The organism is Coleofasciculus sp. H7-2, from assembly GCF_042747725.1.
Taxonomy (GTDB): Bacteria; Cyanobacteriota; Cyanobacteriia; order Cyanobacteriales; family FACHB-T130; genus FACHB-T130.
The window spans coordinates 156,695-175,988 of the sequence record NZ_JBHZGO010000024.1; the positions used below are offsets into that span (position 1 = coordinate 156,695).

The window sequence follows — 19,294 nt, forward strand, 5'->3', positions numbered from 1 at the left end:
CTAACGACTAATGACTGCTACATATGGCGCGATCGCCCGCTGAACACCCGCTCTAGCTGTTTGAAATTCTCCAGCACACGACCTGTTCCTAGCACCACGCACGAGAGCGGATCTGCCGCTACGTGGGTGACAATCCCGGTTTCGTGGCTGATGAGCGTGTCCAGCCCCTTTAACAAAGCCCCACCGCCAGCCAGCATGATACCTCTATCAATAATATCGGCTGCGAGTTCGGGAGGGGTGCGCTCTAAGGTTCGCTTCACCGCATCCACAATCACCGAAAGGGGTTCAGACATACTTTCACGAATTTCCGGCCCCTTGATGGTGACAGTTCGCGGCAAGCCAGAGAGCAGGTGTAAGCCCCGCACTTCCATGATGGCTTCTTCATCAAAACTGGTGGGGTAGGCAGAACCAATCTGAATCTTGATTTCTTCAGAGGTGCGTTCCCCAATCACCAAGTTATGGACTTTTTTCATGTACTGCATGATGGCTTCCGAAAGCTCGTCGCCAGCCACGCGCACCGATTCACTTAAAACCGTTCCTTGTAAAGAAAGCACGGCAACTTCTGTGGTGCCGCCACCAATATCAATGATCATGTTGCCCGTAGGCTCAGCCACTGGTAGCCCAGCCCCAATGGCGGCAGCGACCGGTTCATCTATCAAGTACACATCCCTGGCACCTGCCTGAGATGCTGCTTCCATAACGGCTCGTCGTTCTACGCCAGTGACACCCGAAGGAATGCCAATGACAACACGAGGTGAAACCAAAGCTCTTCCCTCGTGTACTCGCCGAATAAAATGCTTAAGCATCAGCTCAGCGACATCGAAGTCTGCAATGACACCATCGCGCAGGGGGCGCAGTGCCACCACATTGCCGGGAGTTCTCCCCAACATTTTTTTGGCATCTTCGCCCACGGCTAGCGGGGTTCTTGTGTCCATATCCATAGCAACCACAGAGGGTTCTTGGAGAACAATGCCTTTGCCGGATACATAAACCAGGGTGTTAGCAGTGCCCAGGTCGATACCCATGTCCCGGGATAAGGAAAAGCGACTGAAAAGACCCACTCGTTTCTACGCCCCCAAAATGAAATGCTGTTGTGTGTGATGGAATTCTAACGGAAATGGAACCGAGGTGGATTCTATTACGTTTTCTATCCAGAGTCTAGTCAGGTAGACGAATTTATCCGGTGAAAGCGCCTAGATCCCATTTCCAAGCATCATTCTGGTAGTTGAAGAGCAAATCAGGATAAAGTTAACTTGAGCCTACCATCTAAATTCGCTAAAGTATAGTCACTGTAATCAGTACATTTGTACTAATCAATTTTATGAGCCTGAATGTTGTGAACTTGGTAGGTCGTGTGGGTACAGAGCCTGATGTCAAGTATTTCGAGTCAGGTAAAATTAAGTGCAATCTGACGCTGGCAGTGGATCGTCGAACTCGCAATAGCGACCAGCCTGACTGGTTTAATCTGGAACTGTGGGGGAAGACAGCGGAAGTGGCTGCGAACTATGTGAGAAAGGGCAGTTTGATAGGGGTACAAGGCTCCTTGAAAATAGAGACTTGGAGCGATAATAAGGCATCCAACCGATCTAAACCCGTTATTAAGGTGGATCGCCTGGATTTACTGGGTTCCAAACAGGATACAGACCCCAATGCAGTGAATGGCTACAACGACAGCGAGTGATTTTTAAGTAGTTGTTAGCGCTAAGCCATCAGCCATCAGCTTTCCCCATAAAACTGATGGCTAATTATTGTATTTTGGCGGAAAAAACGAAGAATCCCAAATCTTTAAATACAGTCTACCTTTTGGTGATTTGCATTGAGCCGCTGCTAGACGAGTTCAGATCGCCAAAGCCAGGGATATTAGCAATCAGATTTTTGCCGTCCATCGTGACGCTACCCGATACGTCCGCAGTCCGATAAGAGCCAACATAGCGAGAGTGCGACATACCGCCCATCCACTGATAGTGGGAACTGCTGTGACCCCGGAATGTTTCGCCTGTCCCCGTCCAATTTAGCGCCACATCAACAGTTTTCGCAGTCGTTGAGTCGGGATTCTCTGATGAATATTCGTCAACTTTGAAGGTGCCTTTCAAACTAGCTGAGCTGAGCTGGTTATTGGCGGTAAAGGTGACATTTGGAGCGTAACCGTAACCATAGGAATACTTGCCGGTACACCAATTCGAGTTCCAATAAGAGACGTTGGCTCCCTTCTCGGAAGTCGGCGCTCCTGGTGCGCTGCGGCTGACGCTATCGGCAGCCCAAACACTCACTCCGCTTGAGCTACAGTCATCAGATTGGTAAAAAGAGGCAGAAGCGTTTTGCCCTTTGACCTGGAATTTCTCTGTAGTGGCAGCCATTGCTGGAAGACTAAAGCTCAAAATAGTTAATAAAGCGCCAGAAATAGAAATTGCCCGTTTCATGAGTTTACCTTCTCCGTACTGCTATTTACGTAATCTTGCTAACTCTTTAGAACTGATTGGAGCTAATTAGGTTCCCAGCTAAGCAATTTTCCTAAGTTGTGCAAGAAGTTATCAGTTGATCTCATACGGAATCAGTTACCAAAGTTTTACATGGGCCTTATCCGTGCAGCGTCCGGCAGCAGTGACGCTGCGATCGCTTCGTTCTTGGCATCAGCGGACTGCGAGTATCCCGCACAGCCGGTGAAAACAAAAATTAGGGGAAATAAAACCAAGAATTTGTTGAATTTATTCATCAGTTAATTTGTTGTGTCTTTTTACAAGCCAAAATAGGCAATATAGAGAGGAGGGTTAAAAAACTGAGCGCTAGTAGCAAGGGCAAGCGATCGCCTCCCTGCAAAGCTTGCTCACCCGTAACCCCCAGCCAGGTGTAAGCTAGCGTCCCCGGAATAATTCCGATGAACGTGCCAACTGAATAAGGCACCCAGCTGATAGGCGTGAGTCCTAATAAGAAATTCACCACCGTGAAGGGGGAGATTGGCGCAAAGCGGATTGCCAGCACAAAAGTCAGAGGCTGACGGGTCACGGCTTGATTAAACCGCATCAACGCTTGATGTTTACCAAATCGGCGTTCCGTCCAGTCGCGCAGCAGGTAGCGAGACGCCAAAAATGCGCCAATTGCCCCCAGCGTTGCGCCGATGACCGACCAAAGGCTTCCCCAGACCAAACCGAAAACGGCACCAGCCGCAACGGGAAACATGATTCCAGGGACGCCGATGGCGCTGGACAGGGCAAAAACCAGGATAAACAGGCAGACTGCCCAGCCGCCGAATCTTTCCAACTGGCTAATCAGGAAAGATTTATCCAACAAAAGTTTCAATGGGCCAAAGATACAGAGCAGGATACAGATCGAGAGGGCGATCGCTATCCAAAAGCGCGGACTTTTGAGCGCTCTGACCCACTGACTGTAACGTTTCGGCATCAGGCAAGCACTTTGGCTGGTCTTACTTCTCATGTGATTAAATCCGGGCAAAATAAAGCTCTTTTGGTAACAAACTTTGTCTTTGCTGAGAACGGGGAAAATCCCATTTTTCCTGATTTCAAATCAGGGCACCCCCACAACTAGAACCACATCCAGCAGTGCAACCATAGCAGTAAGATGCAGTTTGTACCTCTTCAATCATGTCTAAGCTGCCAGCTTCCAAAATCTTGGTAACTGTCAGCTTTTCACCATTGCGGGCTTTAGCGGATAAATTTTCCATCTGGTTAAAGTCGCAATCATAGACATTGCCCAGATAGTCAATTGAAAGTTCATCCCGGCACATTAAATGTTCAAGGGTGCTGCCATTAAAATTTGACTCTAAGAAGTGTAAATAAGGCTTGATTAATTTCTTGTGTTCTAAATGAAACTTAGTCCGCCCAATTGGTAAATTTGTAATTGTGAATAAACTGTTGAAAACAATGCCAAAATGCTCTTTTAGATAAGCTTTGTAATCTTGTTCTAGATTGACCTGATTGGGGGTTAAGGAAAACTTTTCTGTTGACGGAACTGGAGGGTTGTATACCAGATCGAGTATTAAGTTAGGGTCAAAACCATAACCTTGCTGATTCAAAAATTGCAGCGCCCGAATTGAGTCGTTATAGACCCCAGAACCGCGCATTTTATCAACATTGTCTTCCAAATAGCATGGCAAGGAAGCAACAATTCTCGTTTGGTGTTTGGCACAGTATTCTGGAAGATACTCAAACCCCTTTTCAAAATAGATGGTGAGGTTAGACCGCACAATTACTTGTTTACCTGCATCCCGTGCCGCCTCTACTAGGGGTTTAAAACCATAGTTCATTTCCGGGGCACCCCCAGTCAGGTCAACAATCTTGATTTGGGGAAATCTATAGATTAGTTCAATCAGCTGATTACAAACTTCTGGGGTCAGTTCTTCAGTTCGTTTTGGCCCCGCTTCTACATGGCAGTGAGTACAGGTAAGGTTGCAGCGCTTCCCCAAATTGATTTGTAAAACGCTAATTTTACTTTTAGTTAAAGGAACACCAATTTTTTCTTTAAAGGGTGTTACGGTTGAACGAGTTGATTCAAGATTAATCATGGGGTAGTCCTAAACAGGGAAATATGGTTATCAAAGGTCGCGTTGGTCATAACAATGTCAGCAGTAAAAAATTCCCTGCCTAAACGGTTGTTTACCTCATCTTGTAGAACACGGAGAAAGCATAAACGGCACGCGAAAAATTAGGTACTGTAACGGCGGCAGACATTTTATGGAGAACCTTCTAATAAATTAGTACGCAGACAATTCAAAATTGGATTGAGCGAGTCCAATTGCCGCTAATCTCCTAAAAGGAAGTGACAAAAAGACTGTTTTGTGGTAATAAATTTTCAAGTACAACTTCAAGCGTCGTTGCTGTCGCAGTAGATGCTAGCATGAGTGCCAAGCCTAGCGCGATCGCGATCGCAATAATTTTTTTGTTCTGAAGTACAGCAATACTCTGATAACTCATCATCCTATCTTAATCATTGGCTGTAGCTCAGTACATTGACCCTCGGCAAGATGCGTCGGCTCTTAGCGTTGCCCAAAAGATAGAAGTATGTAACTTGATATTCTTGCTTTACTAAAATCACAACGTTCAGGTATCGAGCTTAGATATTATTAAAGCTTGGAAATCTGAGTATCAGTTGAGAACAAGCTGAGAAGTAGTATAAGCTGTTGTGTATTGCAATTGAAAATTTCCAAAAAACCCCCTCATTCCTTTGCTTCATCGTGGAATGAGGGGGTTCTCCTTCCCGGTGAATGGGGAGGGATCGGGTGCAGGTTCAGACTGTAATTGATGTTTTTAAAAAGCCAGATGTCGTTATAACCCCGGCTGAGTAGCTGCTTTTTCCTTGCGTTCGCTGTAGCGATCTGTCAGGTAGTCTACTTGATCTCGGAGTAGCAGCGTAAACTTGTAAAGTTCTTCCATTACGTCGATAACGCGATCGCGGTAAGCGGAATCCTTCATCGTCCCGTCTTCGTTAAACTCATTGTACGCTTTAGCAACCGACGACTGATTGGGGATGGTAAACATCCGCATCCAGCGTCCCAAGATTCGCATGGTATTGACGGCGTTAAAAGACTGAGAACCGCCGCTGACCTGCATGACTGCCAAAGTTCTGCCTTGAGTCGGTCTCACTGCCCCTAATGTTAAAGGAATCCAGTCAATTTGGTTTTTCAGAATGCCAGTAATATTCCCGTGCATCTCTGGACTAGACCAAGCTTGACCCTCAGACCATAAGCTTAAATTCCGCAATTCTTGAACCTTCGGATGGTCAGCTTCTACGCTACCGTGAATCGGCAATTCACGCGGGTCAAAAAATTTGGTTTCTGCACCAAAACCTTCGATGATTCTGGCGGATTCTTCTGCTAATAAACGGCTGTAAGAACGCTCTCTTAAAGAGCCATACAAAAACAAAATTCTGGGCGGATGATCGAAAGTTGTCATAGAAATCAGCAACATCTAGCTAAGGGATGAAATTAGCTTTTCCACCCGTTCTTTGACTTGATCTCGAACGCGGCGAAAGGTGTCTATAGATTCTCCTTCTGGATCGTCGAGTTGCCAATCTTGAAAAATTTCTCGCAGCACCCATTCTTGTGGCAAGTTAACTCCACAGCCGCACAGAGAAATTACCGCATCGTAGTCTTCGGGATTAAAATTGCTTAAAGCCTTAGAGTTTTGATCGCTAATATCAATACCAATTTCATCCATGACTTGAATCGTGATGGGATCTATTTGACTCGCCTCTAATCCGGAACTGGTGACAGAAATTTTACCTTTTCCAAGTGTTTTCGCAAATCCCTCTGCCATGTGCGATCGCCGGGAATTTTTCTTGCACACAAACATCACTTGTTTCATCAGGTTTTCTCCCTTACTTGATATCCCGAAATCCGTTGGAAAGTTGGCTGTAGATCAACACGGCTAATTGCGCTCCTAAAATTGGTGCAATCCAATAAACCCAGTGGTGCTGCCAAATGCCGCCCACTAAAGCGGGGCCAAATGACCTTACGGGATTCATACTGGCTCCAGTAATTGGCCCCATAAACGCCGCCTCTAGCCCCACTGTCAAGCCAATCGCTAACCCCGCAAAGCCAATCGGGGCGCGGCGATCGAGACCGGAACCAAAAATCACAAACATTAAAATAAAGGTGAGAACCGTTTCTAGCACCAGGGATTGCAGCCAATTCCCTTCTAGTGGCACAGTTGCACCCAAATTGGCAACGCGCCCTAAAGCCATCAAGAGTAAAGCTGAGGCGGCAATTGCCCCCATAGACTGCGCCAAAATGTAGGGCAATACTTGGCGTTTCGGAAAAAAGCCGCTTGTCCAAAAAGCCAGCGTTACTGCTGGGTTAAAGTGAGCGCCGCTAATGTGTCCCAAGGAGTAAATTAAAGCGGCGACGACTGCGCCAAACACAAAGCTGATGCCGAGATGAGTCACCGCGCCATCGCTAATTTGGTTGACCATCACGGCACCCGTACCGGCAAACACCAGGATGAATGTACCCACTCCCTCAGCGATCGCTTGTTGCTTGCACGATTGGAAAACTGAGTCCCAACGCGCCATCCGCAAAACTGATTTCATGCCCATCCTCAGCACTCAATAAAGCGATTGTTTGCCAAAAAATTCCTCGTTCAAACAGTTTCTCAGGGTGGGCATTGAACGCTAAAAGGTCGCCTGTTTGCGTAACAACTCGCCAATCGTCAGATTTAACTGAGCCTCCCCACCAAAGACGGTTCCGACCTTGCCTCGATTGAAGTGAACCCAAGCTAGGTGATAACCTTCCCCTGGTAAAGGTACATAGCCCACCTTACTGACTAAGGTCGGTGCATTCTTCAGGTAAAACTCTACAAAGTCATGAACTGCTTGGTTGTTTTGGGCAGACTTGGCGTTCACGTAAATGAAGAGAGGTCGGGAAAGCGGTTGATAATCAGCATTTTCCACAGTCTGGCGCGAAGGCAAGACGGGTTGTTTGCCGTTGTCAACGGCTAGAGCTTTCAACTGACCTGGGTTGGCTTCGTAATAAGCAAGACCAAAGTAACCCAAAGCATTCGGGTCTTTGCTCACTCCCTGAACCAGGACGTTATCATCCTCACTGGCTGTATAGTCGCTGCGGCTAGCCTTGACGGTACCTACCGTTGCTTCGGTGAAGTAGTCAAAGGTGCCAGATTCTTTATCTGCACCATAAAGGTTTAGCGGTCGGTCGGGCCACTCAGCACGAATTTGGTTCCAGCGGGTGATTTTCCCTTGGGCACCTGGTTCCCACATCTTTTTCAATTCCGCCACGGTGATGTCTTTTGCCCAATTATTTTGGGTATTCACGACGACGGTAAGGGCATCAAAGGCGACGGGAAGTTCGATATATCTGACGCCTGCTTTGTTGCAGGCTTCCATCTCATCGGTCAGGATCGGTCGAGAGGCGTTGCTAATATCTGTTTCTCCAGTACAGAACTTTTTAAATCCACCGCCAGTTCCGGAGATGCTAACCGTGATATCGGCGTTTTTGTTTTTGTTGTTGTTTTTGTTGGCTTGGTTTGCTTGAAATTCCGCAGCGATCGCATTCGTAATCGGATAAACGGTACTAGAACCATCCACCTTAACTTGCGGCGGCGGTTGCTGCGCTTGACTAGACGAGTTGAGGGGCGCTGTGCAACTGGTCGTCAACGCGAGAACACCCAGCGCGATCGCCCACCGAAAAGTTATTGCCTTCATCAAACTCACCCCCAATGACATTGCGGAAGGAGTACAATTCCATCATTTCAAAAAAACTTGATTTGTCAAGTAGCGATGGAATAGGATAAGTAGATGAAAGATCAAAAAATTGATAGTTTAAGGCACGTCTTTGCAGGGAAGCGCTGATAAGAGCGGACTGAAGCGACGGTACTCTGCCAAATACTGCTCCAAAACAACAAATTGGGGCAGATTCAGGCTGTAGTAAATCCAGCGTCCTTCCTGTCGGGAGCAAACTAAGGCGGCTTCTTTGAGGGTTTTTAGGTGAAAGGAAAGTTTAGACTGAGTGACCCCCAACTGTTCGCAGAGTTCGCAGACGCATTGCTCTTGTTCGCGGAGCAGTTCCAATACTTGAATCCGCAGGGGGTCAGACAGGGCATGAAAACCAGAAGAAACGGAAGGAGGTGCGATCGCGGGTAGTTTAGCCATCAAGTTTTATGGAAAAATCTCTTCAGCTATCCTATCCAAGCACCAAGCAAATCCGTCAATTAACAGCAACCGCCGCCCGTATAGTACCAGCTTGAATCAGTAATCAGGATGTCTTTTGGCATGAATGCACCAAGCTTAAGCGCCGTCTTATCGCACACTGCTGCTGGTAAACCCCGCTGGAGGATATGCCCATTCGAGTCATCAAAAAACTCTTCGGTGCCGCTGTAAATCGCCGTTTTGCCAGTAAAAATACAGGCACCATCTTCAGGAATTTGCACTTTAAAAGAAACAGAATCCAAACTTTCTAATAGCAAAGGTTCCTGCAACCCGTAGCTAGCGCAATCTAGCAGTCGGTAAGGACGCCGCGCTCGAATTTCTACCTGCCCAAATCCAGCATCAATGAGGTGCTGAGTATATTGCTCGTAAGTTAAAGCACCCGACAGACACATCGCCCGTAACCGTTCATCCTGCCGCAGATGGGGTGGGATGGGACGAGTGGCAATCGGGTCGCTCATCAGTAGGCGACCCCCTGGTTTTAATACCCGGAAGGCTTCTTGAAGCGCCCTATGCAGGTCGGCGGGTTCAAAGATATTAAATAGACAATTCTGCGCCACCACATCTACAGAGGCATCTGGCACCGGCAGGGCGAAGGCATCGCCTTCCCGAATCTCCACGAAACTGGGGTCAAACCAGGAATTTTCTTGGGCAGCGATCGCTAAGTTACGAGTTGCTGCCTCGCGCATCGCCGCCACTGGATCGACAGCAATCACCCCACTCGGACGGCGAGAAAAATAAGCAAATTGCAGCGCTTCTAAACCACCGCCAACACCGACATACAGCACCGTCGGGTCATTAGCAAGTTCAGCGGCATGGACGGTGGTACCGCAACCGTAGTTCATCTCCTGCATCTGAGGCGAAATTTTCAGTCCTGGCAGTTGCAGGGGACTGCTTTGGACACAACAAAGTCCGACTTGTGGCGTCTGTGCCACTTCACTATAAAACTCAGCAGCGGTTTCGAGATAGCTCACTCAAATATTCTCCTAGGTTGGCGTTGCGACTTTCTAGCAAATTGCTAAAAATACTCTGATTCCAATCTATAAGGCTATCAAATCCCCGATAGATGAGTATTGCCTGAGAAAGGACTCTCCCCGGCACTGCCAACTTTTCCCCTGGTCTGCTGAGGCGAAGTTAACATAGAGCATTGACATCTCCCCCTTTTAGAAAAAGGGGGATTCTAAACTGATGTTGCGAAGTGCGGCTAGAAGCCGCACTTCGCAACGTTTACGATATGATTTATTAACCCTTGTAAACAAATCATATCGTTGTGGCACTGTCAAAGATGCCCTACCCACCTCGGCTAAGTTTAACTTTAGCTGTGTGGCTACTTTTCTCATGATGTTGGCGCTACCATTGCAATCTGCATTGATAATGAAGCCATCACGACTTTTGTACATTCCGCGCTTTACCCTTCTTCCTGACGGTTTCCATCCGTTGGGTTTTTCACCATGTTTGTGGAGGCTGTCGCCATCAAGGTAAGATGCTTTTGAAGTATACGCCTCCTCTGTAATCGTCAAAACAATTCCGTACTCTCTTGCAAGTTGTTTTAATCTCTCAATCAGACGACCCGTAGGGATTACAACAAAATTCTGGTTCCCGCGTTTGCCCATATTGGAACCATTCTTCTGCCCATCGTTCCAACCAATAACAATATTTCCAATGCCATCATTAAGACATCGATTAACAATGAATCGTGCTGCTTTATTAATGGCATCACGCATTTGGTTATTGCGCTTAAGCTGCACTCGGTCAAGATTGGAATCCCAGTAGAACTCTGATTTTCCTTGCTTGTACTTAGCAATCAAGCGACAATAACCTTGGTTCATTGCCTTTAGCTTACGACCATCAATAATCAAACTTTTACCACAAGTTGAAACTCCTGTTAACCAATTTGTTCCACCGTGGTCAAAGCTCCAAGCTTGGGTGTAATCCAGGTTTGGATTACACCCAATTGGTTGTTTGCCGTCATCAATAACCCAATCAACCCAGAATTCTCCGTAATTAGGTCGTATCGTGACTTCTTTTACCCAATCAGGATTAATAAAATCAGGTAATTGCAAGGTTATTTCAGTCAGCAGGTGTGGTTTAGTTTCCTTGCTAATTGATGGATAAAAACAATCGTTTTTATAGGTCAAAGCTTGTCTTGGAAATGTGACAGCAGCAAGTCCACCACGTTTTCTGTACTTGGGTAACGATGGTCTATCAACGTCACCACGGTAATAAGCTTTGACCAAACCGTTGTAACTAGATATCGCCTCTCCTACTGATTTCAACGTTTGCTGTGCAGACTGGGCTGCCATTGCTTTGTAATGAGGATTGTCCTTGAGAATTTTGTCTAATTCCGGGTAAGTACTATTACACCGATAAGTTTTCCATCCGTAGTGCAGTTCATCTCCACGCCAATAAGTAGAAAAAGCGTCATTAGACTCTTGCAACATCTCGTAATGGCTTTGTTTAGCTGCGTAAATCGCGCAATTAATTAAGCTGTTAGCTTGTTCACACTGGTCAACCCAAAACAACTTCTCTTCGTCTGTAAACCTTGCTTTAACTGGTACTGTTCTGTACAACTTGCATCACCTTTTGTTGTTTATTATAATTGCTACTACATATAAAAAAAAGAAAATCTGTAAAAATATGGCTAAAATTTCAGGAAAAGATTATGAGTACAGGCGTACCGAGAATTCCGTATCTTCCATTAATTATCATTTTGTGTTTGTACCTAAGCGTCGTAGACCTGTGTTGGTCAAAGACGTGGCAAAACGTCTCCAAGAAATTATTTTTGATTTGGTAACAGAGCATAACTGGAAGTTAATCGCCTTAGAGATAATGCCAGACCATGTACATTTATTTTTGAACACTCCCACCGATGAAGCGCCATCTCAAATTGCTAAATGGGTCAAAGGTCGAGCATCGCATCATTTAAGAAAAGAATTTCCAGAATTAAAAAAACTACCCGATGAAGTGGACACCGACCTATTTTGTAGCGTCAACAGGTCAAGTCAGTACTGAGGTAGTTAAAAAGTACATCGAAAATCAACGAGGGAAATAAGAGATACTACGGGTTAAAACCCGCTTCCGTCGCGTTTCATCCCCTCGATAAATCGTAGGGGTTCTCACGCTCCCGTATTATTATGATAGGAATTTATACTGTTGTGCTGGACTCAAAAGTGGAAACTGGTTCGCAAGAAAAGTGTTTGGAGCAAGATCGGCGTTGCGTCATAGTTTGCCAGTACCGTTCCTGTCTGGCAAATGGAAGCGCAGACGTACTTGCCGCTTTTGAGAGTGCTGAAATTCCCGGAGTAATGGTAACGGGTAGCGGTTGCCAGGGACAGTGCAGCTGTGGTCCTACGGTGCGAATTGTCCCCGAAGAAACTTGGTACTGCCGAGTTCAACCCAGCGATGTCCAGATGATCGTTGAACAACATTTACAAGGGGGGCAACCGATAGAAGCAAAGCTCAATCCCAGAATTCACATGAGAATCAGTTTTTGAAGTTATTTTGACTCCTATAACTGCCGCCGTGTCAAGTTTTCTCAGACGTAGGTTGGTTACTTGCTTAAATCAAGCAGTTTCTGTGGCAGTTTGACGACACGGGCGATCGCGCATCCATCTAATGTATGTAGATTGTATGTAGATCAAAAGCCGATCGTTGTATTTCTAGGCTTTAATAGTTCAGTAGAACGCTGTATAAGGCTCATCAATATGCCTACTTATACCGGAATTTCCAGTGAAGCTTTTAGACATCCCCTCGACCGACAAGCCGAGCAAGCCTTACGCAGCGTGCCTGGATTTGATATGGCTGCCCGTAAATTTGTGGAATTTGTCTCCGAGCGTCCCCAGTTTGTCTACCACATGGGCAATAGCATTCAGGTCGGGCCGCGTCAGTATGCTAGCATCTATGGAATCTTCCGGGAATGCTTGCGCGATCTGGACGTTTACCCAGAGCCAACGCTTTTCGTTTCCCAAGCTCCTTGGGTGAATGCCAGCGCCCTCGGACAAGAACGCCCTTATGTAATCCTGAACTCTGGACTTTTAGACCTGCTCAACGAAGCGGAACTTCGGGCAGTCATTGCACATGAATTAGGACATATTAAATGCGGTCACACGACCTTACGTCAGATGGCGATTTGGGCTTTGCAAGCCGTCAATTTTATCGGGAATGCGACCTTTGGCTTCAGCACTTTGATCGGTACCGGGTTGATTTTGGCGTTTATTGAATGGAGCCGTAAAGCGGAATTCTCAGCAGATCGAGCCGCTTTCCTGGTGACAGACGACCTGAATCCGGTGATGCACTTAATGATGAAATTTGCTGGCGGCAGTGCCCGTTATGCCAATGAAGTGAATTTAGATGAATTTATTCGTCAATCGCAAAAATATCAGGAATTGGACGAAGACGGGTTGAATCAAGTCTACAAGTTCTTACTTTACAATAACTTTACTCAAGGTTTGTTTACGACCCATCCCTTTACGGTCGATCGCCTTCACCACTTGCAGGAGTGGGCAAACTCAGAGGAATATCGTCAGATTCGTCGGGGCAATTACCAACGTTCCTCTGCACAGGGCGCGGTGAATGTCCCATCAGAAACAGCCGTTAATGAGGTGGAGGCGCTACAGCGTCAAATTGAGGAATTGCAAGAACAAATTAACCGTCTCCGGTCTGAATCAGAAGATCCCTAGCGGTTGAGAGCAAGTTCCCTAAGCGGATGTATTTTCAAGGATTGCTATGGGCAGTCAAGTCAAGTACGATACACTGCAATTAGCATTGACGCTGGGTGCCATCTACTTTCTCTTTTCGCACTCTAAGGAAGGACTCAATAGTCCTAATTACTGGAATGGTCAGGGACATTCTATCAGATGGATATCAGACTGAGGCTCGCGTCATCTCAAACCAGCCAGATCGAGATATGATCTATCGTTTTTTGGTGGACATTGTTCAGCAATCGCCTCCAGAAGCCGTTCTGCAAGAATTTAAGCAGTTATTTATTTATTACAGTCCTAACGCTGTTAATACCAACGCGGTAAAAGTGCTTTCTGACATTATCTTTGCGAATAACGAAGAAGAATTTAAAAACACTCTAAAGCGCTCTTGTTATATTCTGATCAATAATTGGGAAACGACCCGAAGCTATAACGCAATTAAAGAATTAGTTCTAGTATTTGGCGATTTAAATATTAGCAAGTCAACTCTGTCTCCAAGTTTAAGTAAGCTGAGACTTTGGCTGGTAAATTTTATTAAAAGTCAAGATTATCAAGATTTAAAAATATTTGCCGCTAGATACGAAGAACATGAAACAATTCATTGGAGTCATCGTTATAATTCTTATCTGTTAGTTCCTCAATATGCGAATCTCAAAAACCCCGTCGAACAGCGGGAAGCTGCCAGAGCATTGTCGCAAGAACTGAAAGATCGCTTCAAGTTTGACCTGGCAATGTATACCGCGCGATCGCAATCGGCGATGCCTAGAGAAATTTTGCCTAAAAACCCGACTGGTTTGGGGGACGAGGTGCTGCGTCTGATCAAGACGATTGTTGCGAAACGGGGGCCGTTTAGTTATACAAATCTGGCAAATATTTTTCTCCAACAAACTCAGGAACTTCCCTACAAAAATTTTAAGCACAGTCTACAAAAATATTTAATTTTTTCAGTAGAAAATATAAAATTTGTAGAGGTATTGAAAACAAAATTAGCGGAAAAGCTAGATAATGTATATGAAAATCATCATGAAGAAACTCTAGATGATGCCCTGTTGTTAAGAACCTGTAATCGGACGATAGAATATTTAACGACGGAAAATCATCGGGAACCTTCGCCTCTATTTATTTTATTGATGTCGCAAGGGCATCCGTTGACTTTAGTAATCGTACTGCTGAAAATTCTATTAATTTGTAAAAATGTTCGCACCCATTTAGAAACTTGCATTGCTGAGTTAATCAAATACTATATGCACTGTTCGGAAGAGGATTGCAAGTGGGTAGTGAATTTCTTTGAAATCTTTCATATAACCTTTGCTATCTATGCTGAAAACGTTCAATACAATTTGATCAAGATGAACGAAAATGGAACGAAGAAGCTGCCTCACGGGACGACACAGATGTATCGGGTTTTTTCTCAACTGAAGTTGGATAGCGATATAAAAGCTGCAACCTCTGCGATCGCAGAGGTGATGTCGGAGCCAGGACTCGCAGAGGATTAGTTTTATTTATCCTTCAGTTCGCTCAAAGTTGCCAATCCAGCAGCGGCGGCTTCCGCTAAAATACTCACCAACCGGAATAGGGCGACGACGCCCAGGAGAATGGCGGCAGAAAAATGTTGACCGAATAGGGCGATCGCTGTGGCTTCAAATACCCCGATTCCCCCTGGTGCGCCGGGAACAATCAAACCCAACAGCCATGACAAACTAAACCCACTCAGCAGCATCGGTATCTGATTCGGATGCACTGGCGTCAGCGCCAGCATGGCAAACAAAAATCCCGCGCCACGCAGTAACAAAAAGCCAATTTCTCCCAATAAAGGTAATAGGGGATAGCGCTCAAGTCGAAAAGAAGCTTCTGTAGCTTCTGTGAGGGGTTGAGAAGCAGAAGCAGTAGCATTTTCTTCTCTCCCGCGCCCCTGCGCCCCTGCGCCTCTTGCCTTCTTTCCCTTCAACTTACTCGCCAACTGGATCAGCGGGTTCAAAATTCGGGGATGAACGCTCAACAAAACCACACCCAAACCAAGAAGTTGTAAGGTTCTCGTCTGGGTATTCTGCGGGGCACCTGCCCAACCCAACTGGCTACCTGCCAAGGCAACTAATAAAGCTGCTGCTGCCATCAGCAGGGGTTCGAGTAACACGCTGAGAGTCGCGGCACCGAAAGAACCCCCGTGCGATGTCACCGCCACGATGCGCCCATAGTAGTGCCAGACATTCCCTGGTAAATATTTGGCAAGGTTGGTTTTGAGGTAAACCTGGAGCGCCCATCGAGGCTGAACGGGTTGCCGGAATGATTGCAAAATCCAGCTCCAGACGAATCCAGACCAAGTATGAGCCAGTAAAGTAATCAAAAAGGCGATCGCGAGAAAAGTCCATCCCGCACCAGTCATTCGGATGGCTGCGACTTCCCGCCAGTTGTCTTTGAGAGCTTTTGCCAAAAAAAATAGCGTCCCGCCGAGAATAACCCAGCGCAAGTACGGCTTCAGGGATGACCAAATTTTTTTCATGACCTTTCACACTGGGAAGCTAGTTGAGGCAAATACCTCATCCTAGAGTATGAGAATACCGGAGCGAGAACGGTAGCGAGTCTGTAACTTTTGCCAGAGGGAGCGATCGCTCTTCTATTTCTACACTTTGCAGGCATTAGCGAACAATTTCCCAAGTCAAACTTTGAAGCTTAGTTGGTCTAATCACATCTTGCTCCGGGCGGTTGAAACCGCAGCTTGACAAACTCGCACCTGCCCCCTACGCAGGTTACAAAAACCTTGATTGGCGGTGAGCCAAGGTAGGCGGACTGGGAATGCAATCGCCCCAGAATTCCATTGTGAGGGCTTAGTGCAAGATGTGAGTAGGCAAAACTTGGCACGTCTGGGATACGGATAACGATCCGCTACCTGATGGTGAGGCAAGTTTGATGTGGGCGATCGCGCTTGGACCCGATCGATGCCCATACTCATCAGATGCTGAAAGATCGAGAAAAATCAGTCAAGTTCTAGGCTGAGCGCTGTTTTTAACTGGCATGGTCATGAACAAACCGATATAACCGTAGTTTCGCTGATTTTTTGTGAATCTCTCTACGGTTAGAGAGAGGTGGCTTTTAGTTGCAACCAGAATGTGACCTGCGCTAGAGGATCGAACACCGTAGCTTTTGTATTGTTTATAACAGTTCGGAAAAATCTTGGGAGTAGTGTGTGAAACACTTAACTGCTTTCTTTAAAAAACTACGGTTAGGTCAAATATTGACCGTTTTTTTGGCAGGCGTGTTGCTAATTGTTACCACCGCTTGTAATAATGGCGATTCTTTAGGGGCGCGTCCACAAAACCCCCCCGTGCAAATGGGAGGTAACAACAATCCCCACAAGAATGGTGGAGATGGCTACACGAATTACAAAATGTCCACCGATCCTAACATCAGCAAAACAGCGAATCCACGCGATCGCGCTGACTTGCAGATCCTCTCCAATCAGTTAATTGCTACCAGTAATTCTGAAATCCTTTACCCAGGTGCTGAGACACCACAGGGGCGATTGGAAAAAGAGAGAGAACTACCAATCAAAACCTCCGATGACTTCACCCAGCCTAAACCAGGTGGACTCAATCAGCGCAATTCCGATATTGGAGAGCGAGTCGGAAATCGACTGGAGAAGGTCGGCGAAGAGTTCAAAGATGCTTCCAGCTTCATCAAAGATAAATCAGATGAAGCCGGTCAGAGACCCGAACTGCAAAGCAATCCCACTTTGCACAAGTAAGCAAATAATTGAGGTTTGAGATTTTCGATTGATTGCCAGTCGAAAATATCAGATGGCAATACTAACAAAAACAACCATTGACTCGTACAGAAAAAGGAGTTTTTTCGATGAACAGCGTCATTACTTGGTTTAAAAAAATCAACTTGGGCAAAATCATCACCGTATTTTTGTCCGCCACGATCATATTTGTTACCACCGCTTGTAATGGTGGGGCGCAAGCGAAGACCGCCGACCAAGTCAGGGAGGACGTTCCTAAAGGTGCCTTAACCAATGAGTATAAAGGCGGGATGAACGACTATAGCGATACCGATCCCAGAAGAGACACCTCAGGCGTATCAGCTAAGGCAAAAGGTCTGATAGATAATGCTGAGCGCAACGTGATTGACCAGACCGACGACTTAGGAACCAACACCAAGCGGATACTGGATAAGAAGGGCGAAAACGCCAGAGATTTCGGTCAGAACGTGAAGGGAAATACCGAAGCGATTGGCGACAAAGCGCAAAGATCGGCTAGCGATTTTGCTAAAGGAGCAAAGCAGGGAGTTGAAAATCTCAAGGGCAATACTCAGGATGCAACCAAAGACCTGGGTAAAGGAACGCAGCGGGCAGCTGATAATGTCCAGGAAAATACTAAAGATGCAGGCAGAAATGTAGTTGAGAGTGCCAAGCGCACAGCGGATAAAGCTGTGAGTGGTGCCCAGCGGGCTGTTGACAAGGCTAGTGATGCTATGGATTATTAGCAGCTTCTGGAATTAAATAAACTCCAGACTCAATCAATGATTCTAGGGGCGGGACAATCCTGCCCCTATTTGCTTTTGGAATGGCACTGACTTAAGACTTGTAGTTGGGTTGAGTGACCTCAACCCAACGATTTCCTTGTTTTGGTTGGGTTGAGTGACCTCAACCCAACCAAAGAATAGAATTGAATTCTCGTTCAGTCAGTGTCATTCCTGTCAGGGTTGATCGGAAGGGTTTATGCTCCCGGATAAACCGGATCAAAAATACATAACCTCAGCCTGACTGAAGATATAGCCCAGTAGAACACACATTCTCGGCTATTGAAATGAAAAGATTTCTAACCGTTGTGCTGTCTCCAACTGAGGTGGCGAAGCAGCTGGCATCTGATTGTCCTGGCTATAGCGCCGCAACCCATGAAAGTATTGCTCGCTGGCTGGTGGGAGAGGACGTAGAGCGTTTTAAAACGTTTAACGCCCCTCAGAGGGCAATTGCCTTGCAAGCGATGGATTATCGCTATCGCATTTTACGGCAACGCTACTTAGGCGTGGGAACAGAGCGTGCTTATTGCAACTTGACGACTCGGTTGGGGAGTTTAGTATTGCTGAGGAATAAAATTCGGATCTGGGTGGCGCTGTCGCGCGATCGCTCTTCAGCGGTTGTCGATGTGTTGCAAGAAGTCATTCAGGAATTATTGCATCGCGATCGCTACATTCAACAGCAAATTGCCTGGATCGGCAAATGTACTTCAGATACTCGCTTGGGTAACTCCCTGTTGATGAGCAGCATCGAAGAATACTGTCTCAGACCGATTCGCAACCAGCCACTTTTAGTTTATAGATTTTTTAACTATCTACGTCGTTCCCAGCGGGGAGGGATGACTCAGATCCCAGATGGTGAACTGGTGCGACTGGTTTCTGAGGAAGTGGCTCCGAATGAGACAAACATTCCGGTAAGTTTACTCGATATCCACGCAGTTGCCCAGTATCAAGAAAATCAAGCAATTGAAGAACAAATGTTCCTGCGGACAACCGTAAAGCAGGAGTTTTACAACTATTTAGCCGAAAATGTCAGTCGAGAAGCCGCTGTTTGGCTGGAGCTTTACCTTGCTGGCAATTCTCAAGAAGCGATCGCCAGCGCCTTGAATTTGCAGATTAGGGAAGTCTATCGTCTGCGGGAAAAAGTCAGTTACCATGCGATTCGCGTTTTTGCCAGAAAAACGCAGCCAGAACTAATCGCCAGCTGGCTAAAAACCACCGCAGCGGGTAGAACATCTGAGCAACTTGTGCCGATGGGGATGAAAAGGCAGCCGAGTCAAGTTCGGGTAAAAGCGGGAATTTCTTGAAGATGTGAGTGGCTTTGTTTAAAGTTATCCTTATTCGTTTTTTAGCCGTTCAATCAGCTCACCCGGACTCGCCTCAATTGACTTTTATCAGCATCCCTATTC

21 protein-coding genes and 1 pseudogene are annotated in these 19,294 nt (G+C 46.3%); 8 read left to right on the forward strand and 14 right to left on the reverse strand.

Annotated elements, in window-relative coordinates; genetic code table 11:
• Positions 1-17: 17 nt before the first annotated feature.
• On the reverse strand, positions 18-1,025 hold the full coding sequence (locus ACFW2W_RS05645) for a rod shape-determining protein (protein WP_378174482.1): 1,008 nt from the start codon (positions 1,023-1,025) through the stop codon (positions 18-20).
• A 296-nt stretch (positions 1,026-1,321) separates the two neighbouring features.
• Here ACFW2W_RS05645 and ACFW2W_RS05650 point away from each other — a divergent pair, with 296 nt between their 5' ends.
• Positions 1,322-1,681, forward strand: coding sequence for a single-stranded DNA-binding protein (locus tag ACFW2W_RS05650; protein ID WP_378174485.1), 360 nt, complete (start codon positions 1,322-1,324; stop codon positions 1,679-1,681).
• A 115-nt stretch (positions 1,682-1,796) separates the two neighbouring features.
• On the opposite strand, the gene ACFW2W_RS05655 is transcribed toward ACFW2W_RS05650, so the two are convergent.
• The 11 genes from ACFW2W_RS05655 to ACFW2W_RS05705 all read right to left on the reverse strand — a co-directional run bounded on the left by ACFW2W_RS05655 (position 1,797) and on the right by ACFW2W_RS05705 (position 11,240).
• Positions 1,797-2,420, reverse strand: a complete 624-nt coding sequence (locus ACFW2W_RS05655) for a hypothetical protein (RefSeq protein WP_378174488.1) — start codon at positions 2,418-2,420, stop codon at positions 1,797-1,799.
• 292 nt (positions 2,421-2,712) lie between these two features.
• A complete protein-coding gene (locus ACFW2W_RS05660) occupies positions 2,713-3,432 on the reverse strand; it encodes a TVP38/TMEM64 family protein (RefSeq protein ID WP_378174491.1) in 720 nt (239 codons plus the stop codon).
• An 85-nt stretch (positions 3,433-3,517) separates the two neighbouring features.
• Positions 3,518-4,519, reverse strand: a complete 1,002-nt coding sequence (gene arsS / locus ACFW2W_RS05665) for an arsenosugar biosynthesis radical SAM (seleno)protein ArsS (RefSeq protein ID WP_378174494.1) — start codon at positions 4,517-4,519, stop codon at positions 3,518-3,520.
• A 244-nt stretch (positions 4,520-4,763) separates the two neighbouring features.
• Positions 4,764-4,931 (reverse strand): hypothetical protein, encoded by a 168-nt coding sequence (locus ACFW2W_RS05670; protein WP_378174497.1) that lies wholly within the window; start codon positions 4,929-4,931, stop codon positions 4,764-4,766.
• 348 nt (positions 4,932-5,279) lie between these two features.
• Positions 5,280-5,906, reverse strand: coding sequence for an arsenical resistance protein ArsH (gene arsH, locus ACFW2W_RS05675; RefSeq protein WP_378174500.1), 627 nt, complete (start codon positions 5,904-5,906; stop codon positions 5,280-5,282).
• 15 nt (positions 5,907-5,921) lie between these two features.
• On the reverse strand, positions 5,922-6,317 hold the full coding sequence (gene arsC / locus ACFW2W_RS05680) for an arsenate reductase, glutathione/glutaredoxin type (protein ID WP_378174503.1): 396 nt from the start codon (positions 6,315-6,317) through the stop codon (positions 5,922-5,924).
• 13 nt (positions 6,318-6,330) lie between these two features.
• Positions 6,331-7,041, reverse strand: a complete 711-nt coding sequence (locus ACFW2W_RS05685; RefSeq protein WP_378174506.1) for an MIP/aquaporin family protein — start codon at positions 7,039-7,041, stop codon at positions 6,331-6,333.
• 81 nt (positions 7,042-7,122) lie between these two features.
• Positions 7,123-8,169, reverse strand: a complete 1,047-nt coding sequence (locus ACFW2W_RS05690; protein WP_378174509.1) for a PstS family phosphate ABC transporter substrate-binding protein — start codon at positions 8,167-8,169, stop codon at positions 7,123-7,125.
• 117 nt (positions 8,170-8,286) lie between these two features.
• Complete coding sequence (locus ACFW2W_RS05695; RefSeq protein ID WP_378174512.1) at positions 8,287-8,616, reverse strand: ArsR/SmtB family transcription factor; 330 nt, start codon at positions 8,614-8,616, stop codon at positions 8,287-8,289.
• Between the two features lie 59 nt (positions 8,617-8,675).
• Positions 8,676-9,644, reverse strand: a complete 969-nt coding sequence (gene arsM, locus ACFW2W_RS05700; RefSeq protein WP_378174515.1) for an arsenosugar biosynthesis arsenite methyltransferase ArsM — start codon at positions 9,642-9,644, stop codon at positions 8,676-8,678.
• A gap of 189 nt (positions 9,645-9,833) precedes the next feature.
• Positions 9,834-11,240 (reverse strand): RNA-guided endonuclease InsQ/TnpB family protein, encoded by a 1,407-nt coding sequence (locus ACFW2W_RS05705; RefSeq protein WP_378174518.1) that lies wholly within the window; start codon positions 11,238-11,240, stop codon positions 9,834-9,836.
• Between the two features lie 67 nt (positions 11,241-11,307).
• Between ACFW2W_RS05705 and tnpA the strand changes: the two are divergent.
• The 4 genes and pseudogenes from tnpA (at position 11,308) to ACFW2W_RS05725 (ending at position 14,866) form a co-directional block, all read left to right on the forward strand.
• A pseudogene (tnpA, locus tag ACFW2W_RS05710) lies at positions 11,308-11,722 on the forward strand (IS200/IS605 family transposase).
• Positions 11,723-11,828: 106 nt separating this feature from the next.
• The gene (locus ACFW2W_RS05715) at positions 11,829-12,164 is read left to right on the forward strand and encodes a ferredoxin (RefSeq protein ID WP_378174642.1); all 336 of its coding nucleotides are present in this window, start codon (positions 11,829-11,831) and stop codon (positions 12,162-12,164) included.
• Between the two features lie 210 nt (positions 12,165-12,374).
• Positions 12,375-13,349, forward strand: coding sequence for a M48 family metallopeptidase (locus ACFW2W_RS05720; protein ID WP_378174645.1), 975 nt, complete (start codon positions 12,375-12,377; stop codon positions 13,347-13,349).
• A gap of 155 nt (positions 13,350-13,504) precedes the next feature.
• Complete coding sequence (locus ACFW2W_RS05725) at positions 13,505-14,866, forward strand: hypothetical protein (protein ID WP_378174521.1); 1,362 nt, start codon at positions 13,505-13,507, stop codon at positions 14,864-14,866.
• 2 nt (positions 14,867-14,868) lie between these two features.
• Here ACFW2W_RS05725 and ACFW2W_RS05730 read toward each other — a convergent pair whose 3' ends face one another.
• Together ACFW2W_RS05730 and ACFW2W_RS05735 are read right to left on the reverse strand one after the other, a co-directional pair.
• Complete coding sequence (locus ACFW2W_RS05730) at positions 14,869-15,870, reverse strand: lysylphosphatidylglycerol synthase domain-containing protein (RefSeq protein WP_378174524.1); 1,002 nt, start codon at positions 15,868-15,870, stop codon at positions 14,869-14,871.
• Between the two features lie 183 nt (positions 15,871-16,053).
• On the reverse strand, positions 16,054-16,314 hold the full coding sequence (locus tag ACFW2W_RS05735; RefSeq protein ID WP_378174527.1) for a hypothetical protein: 261 nt from the start codon (positions 16,312-16,314) through the stop codon (positions 16,054-16,056).
• 240 nt (positions 16,315-16,554) lie between these two features.
• On the opposite strand from ACFW2W_RS05735, the gene ACFW2W_RS05740 reads away from it, so the two are divergent.
• The 3 genes from ACFW2W_RS05740 to ACFW2W_RS05750 all read left to right on the forward strand — a co-directional run bounded on the left by ACFW2W_RS05740 (position 16,555) and on the right by ACFW2W_RS05750 (position 19,192).
• Complete coding sequence (locus tag ACFW2W_RS05740; RefSeq protein WP_378174530.1) at positions 16,555-17,112, forward strand: DUF6658 family protein; 558 nt, start codon at positions 16,555-16,557, stop codon at positions 17,110-17,112.
• Positions 17,113-17,219: 107 nt separating this feature from the next.
• On the forward strand, positions 17,220-17,852 hold the full coding sequence (locus ACFW2W_RS05745) for a DUF6658 family protein (RefSeq protein ID WP_378174533.1): 633 nt from the start codon (positions 17,220-17,222) through the stop codon (positions 17,850-17,852).
• 323 nt (positions 17,853-18,175) lie between these two features.
• On the forward strand, positions 18,176-19,192 hold the full coding sequence (locus ACFW2W_RS05750) for a HetZ-related protein 2 (RefSeq protein WP_378174536.1): 1,017 nt from the start codon (positions 18,176-18,178) through the stop codon (positions 19,190-19,192).
• The last annotated feature ends 102 nt before the right edge of the window (positions 19,193-19,294 follow it).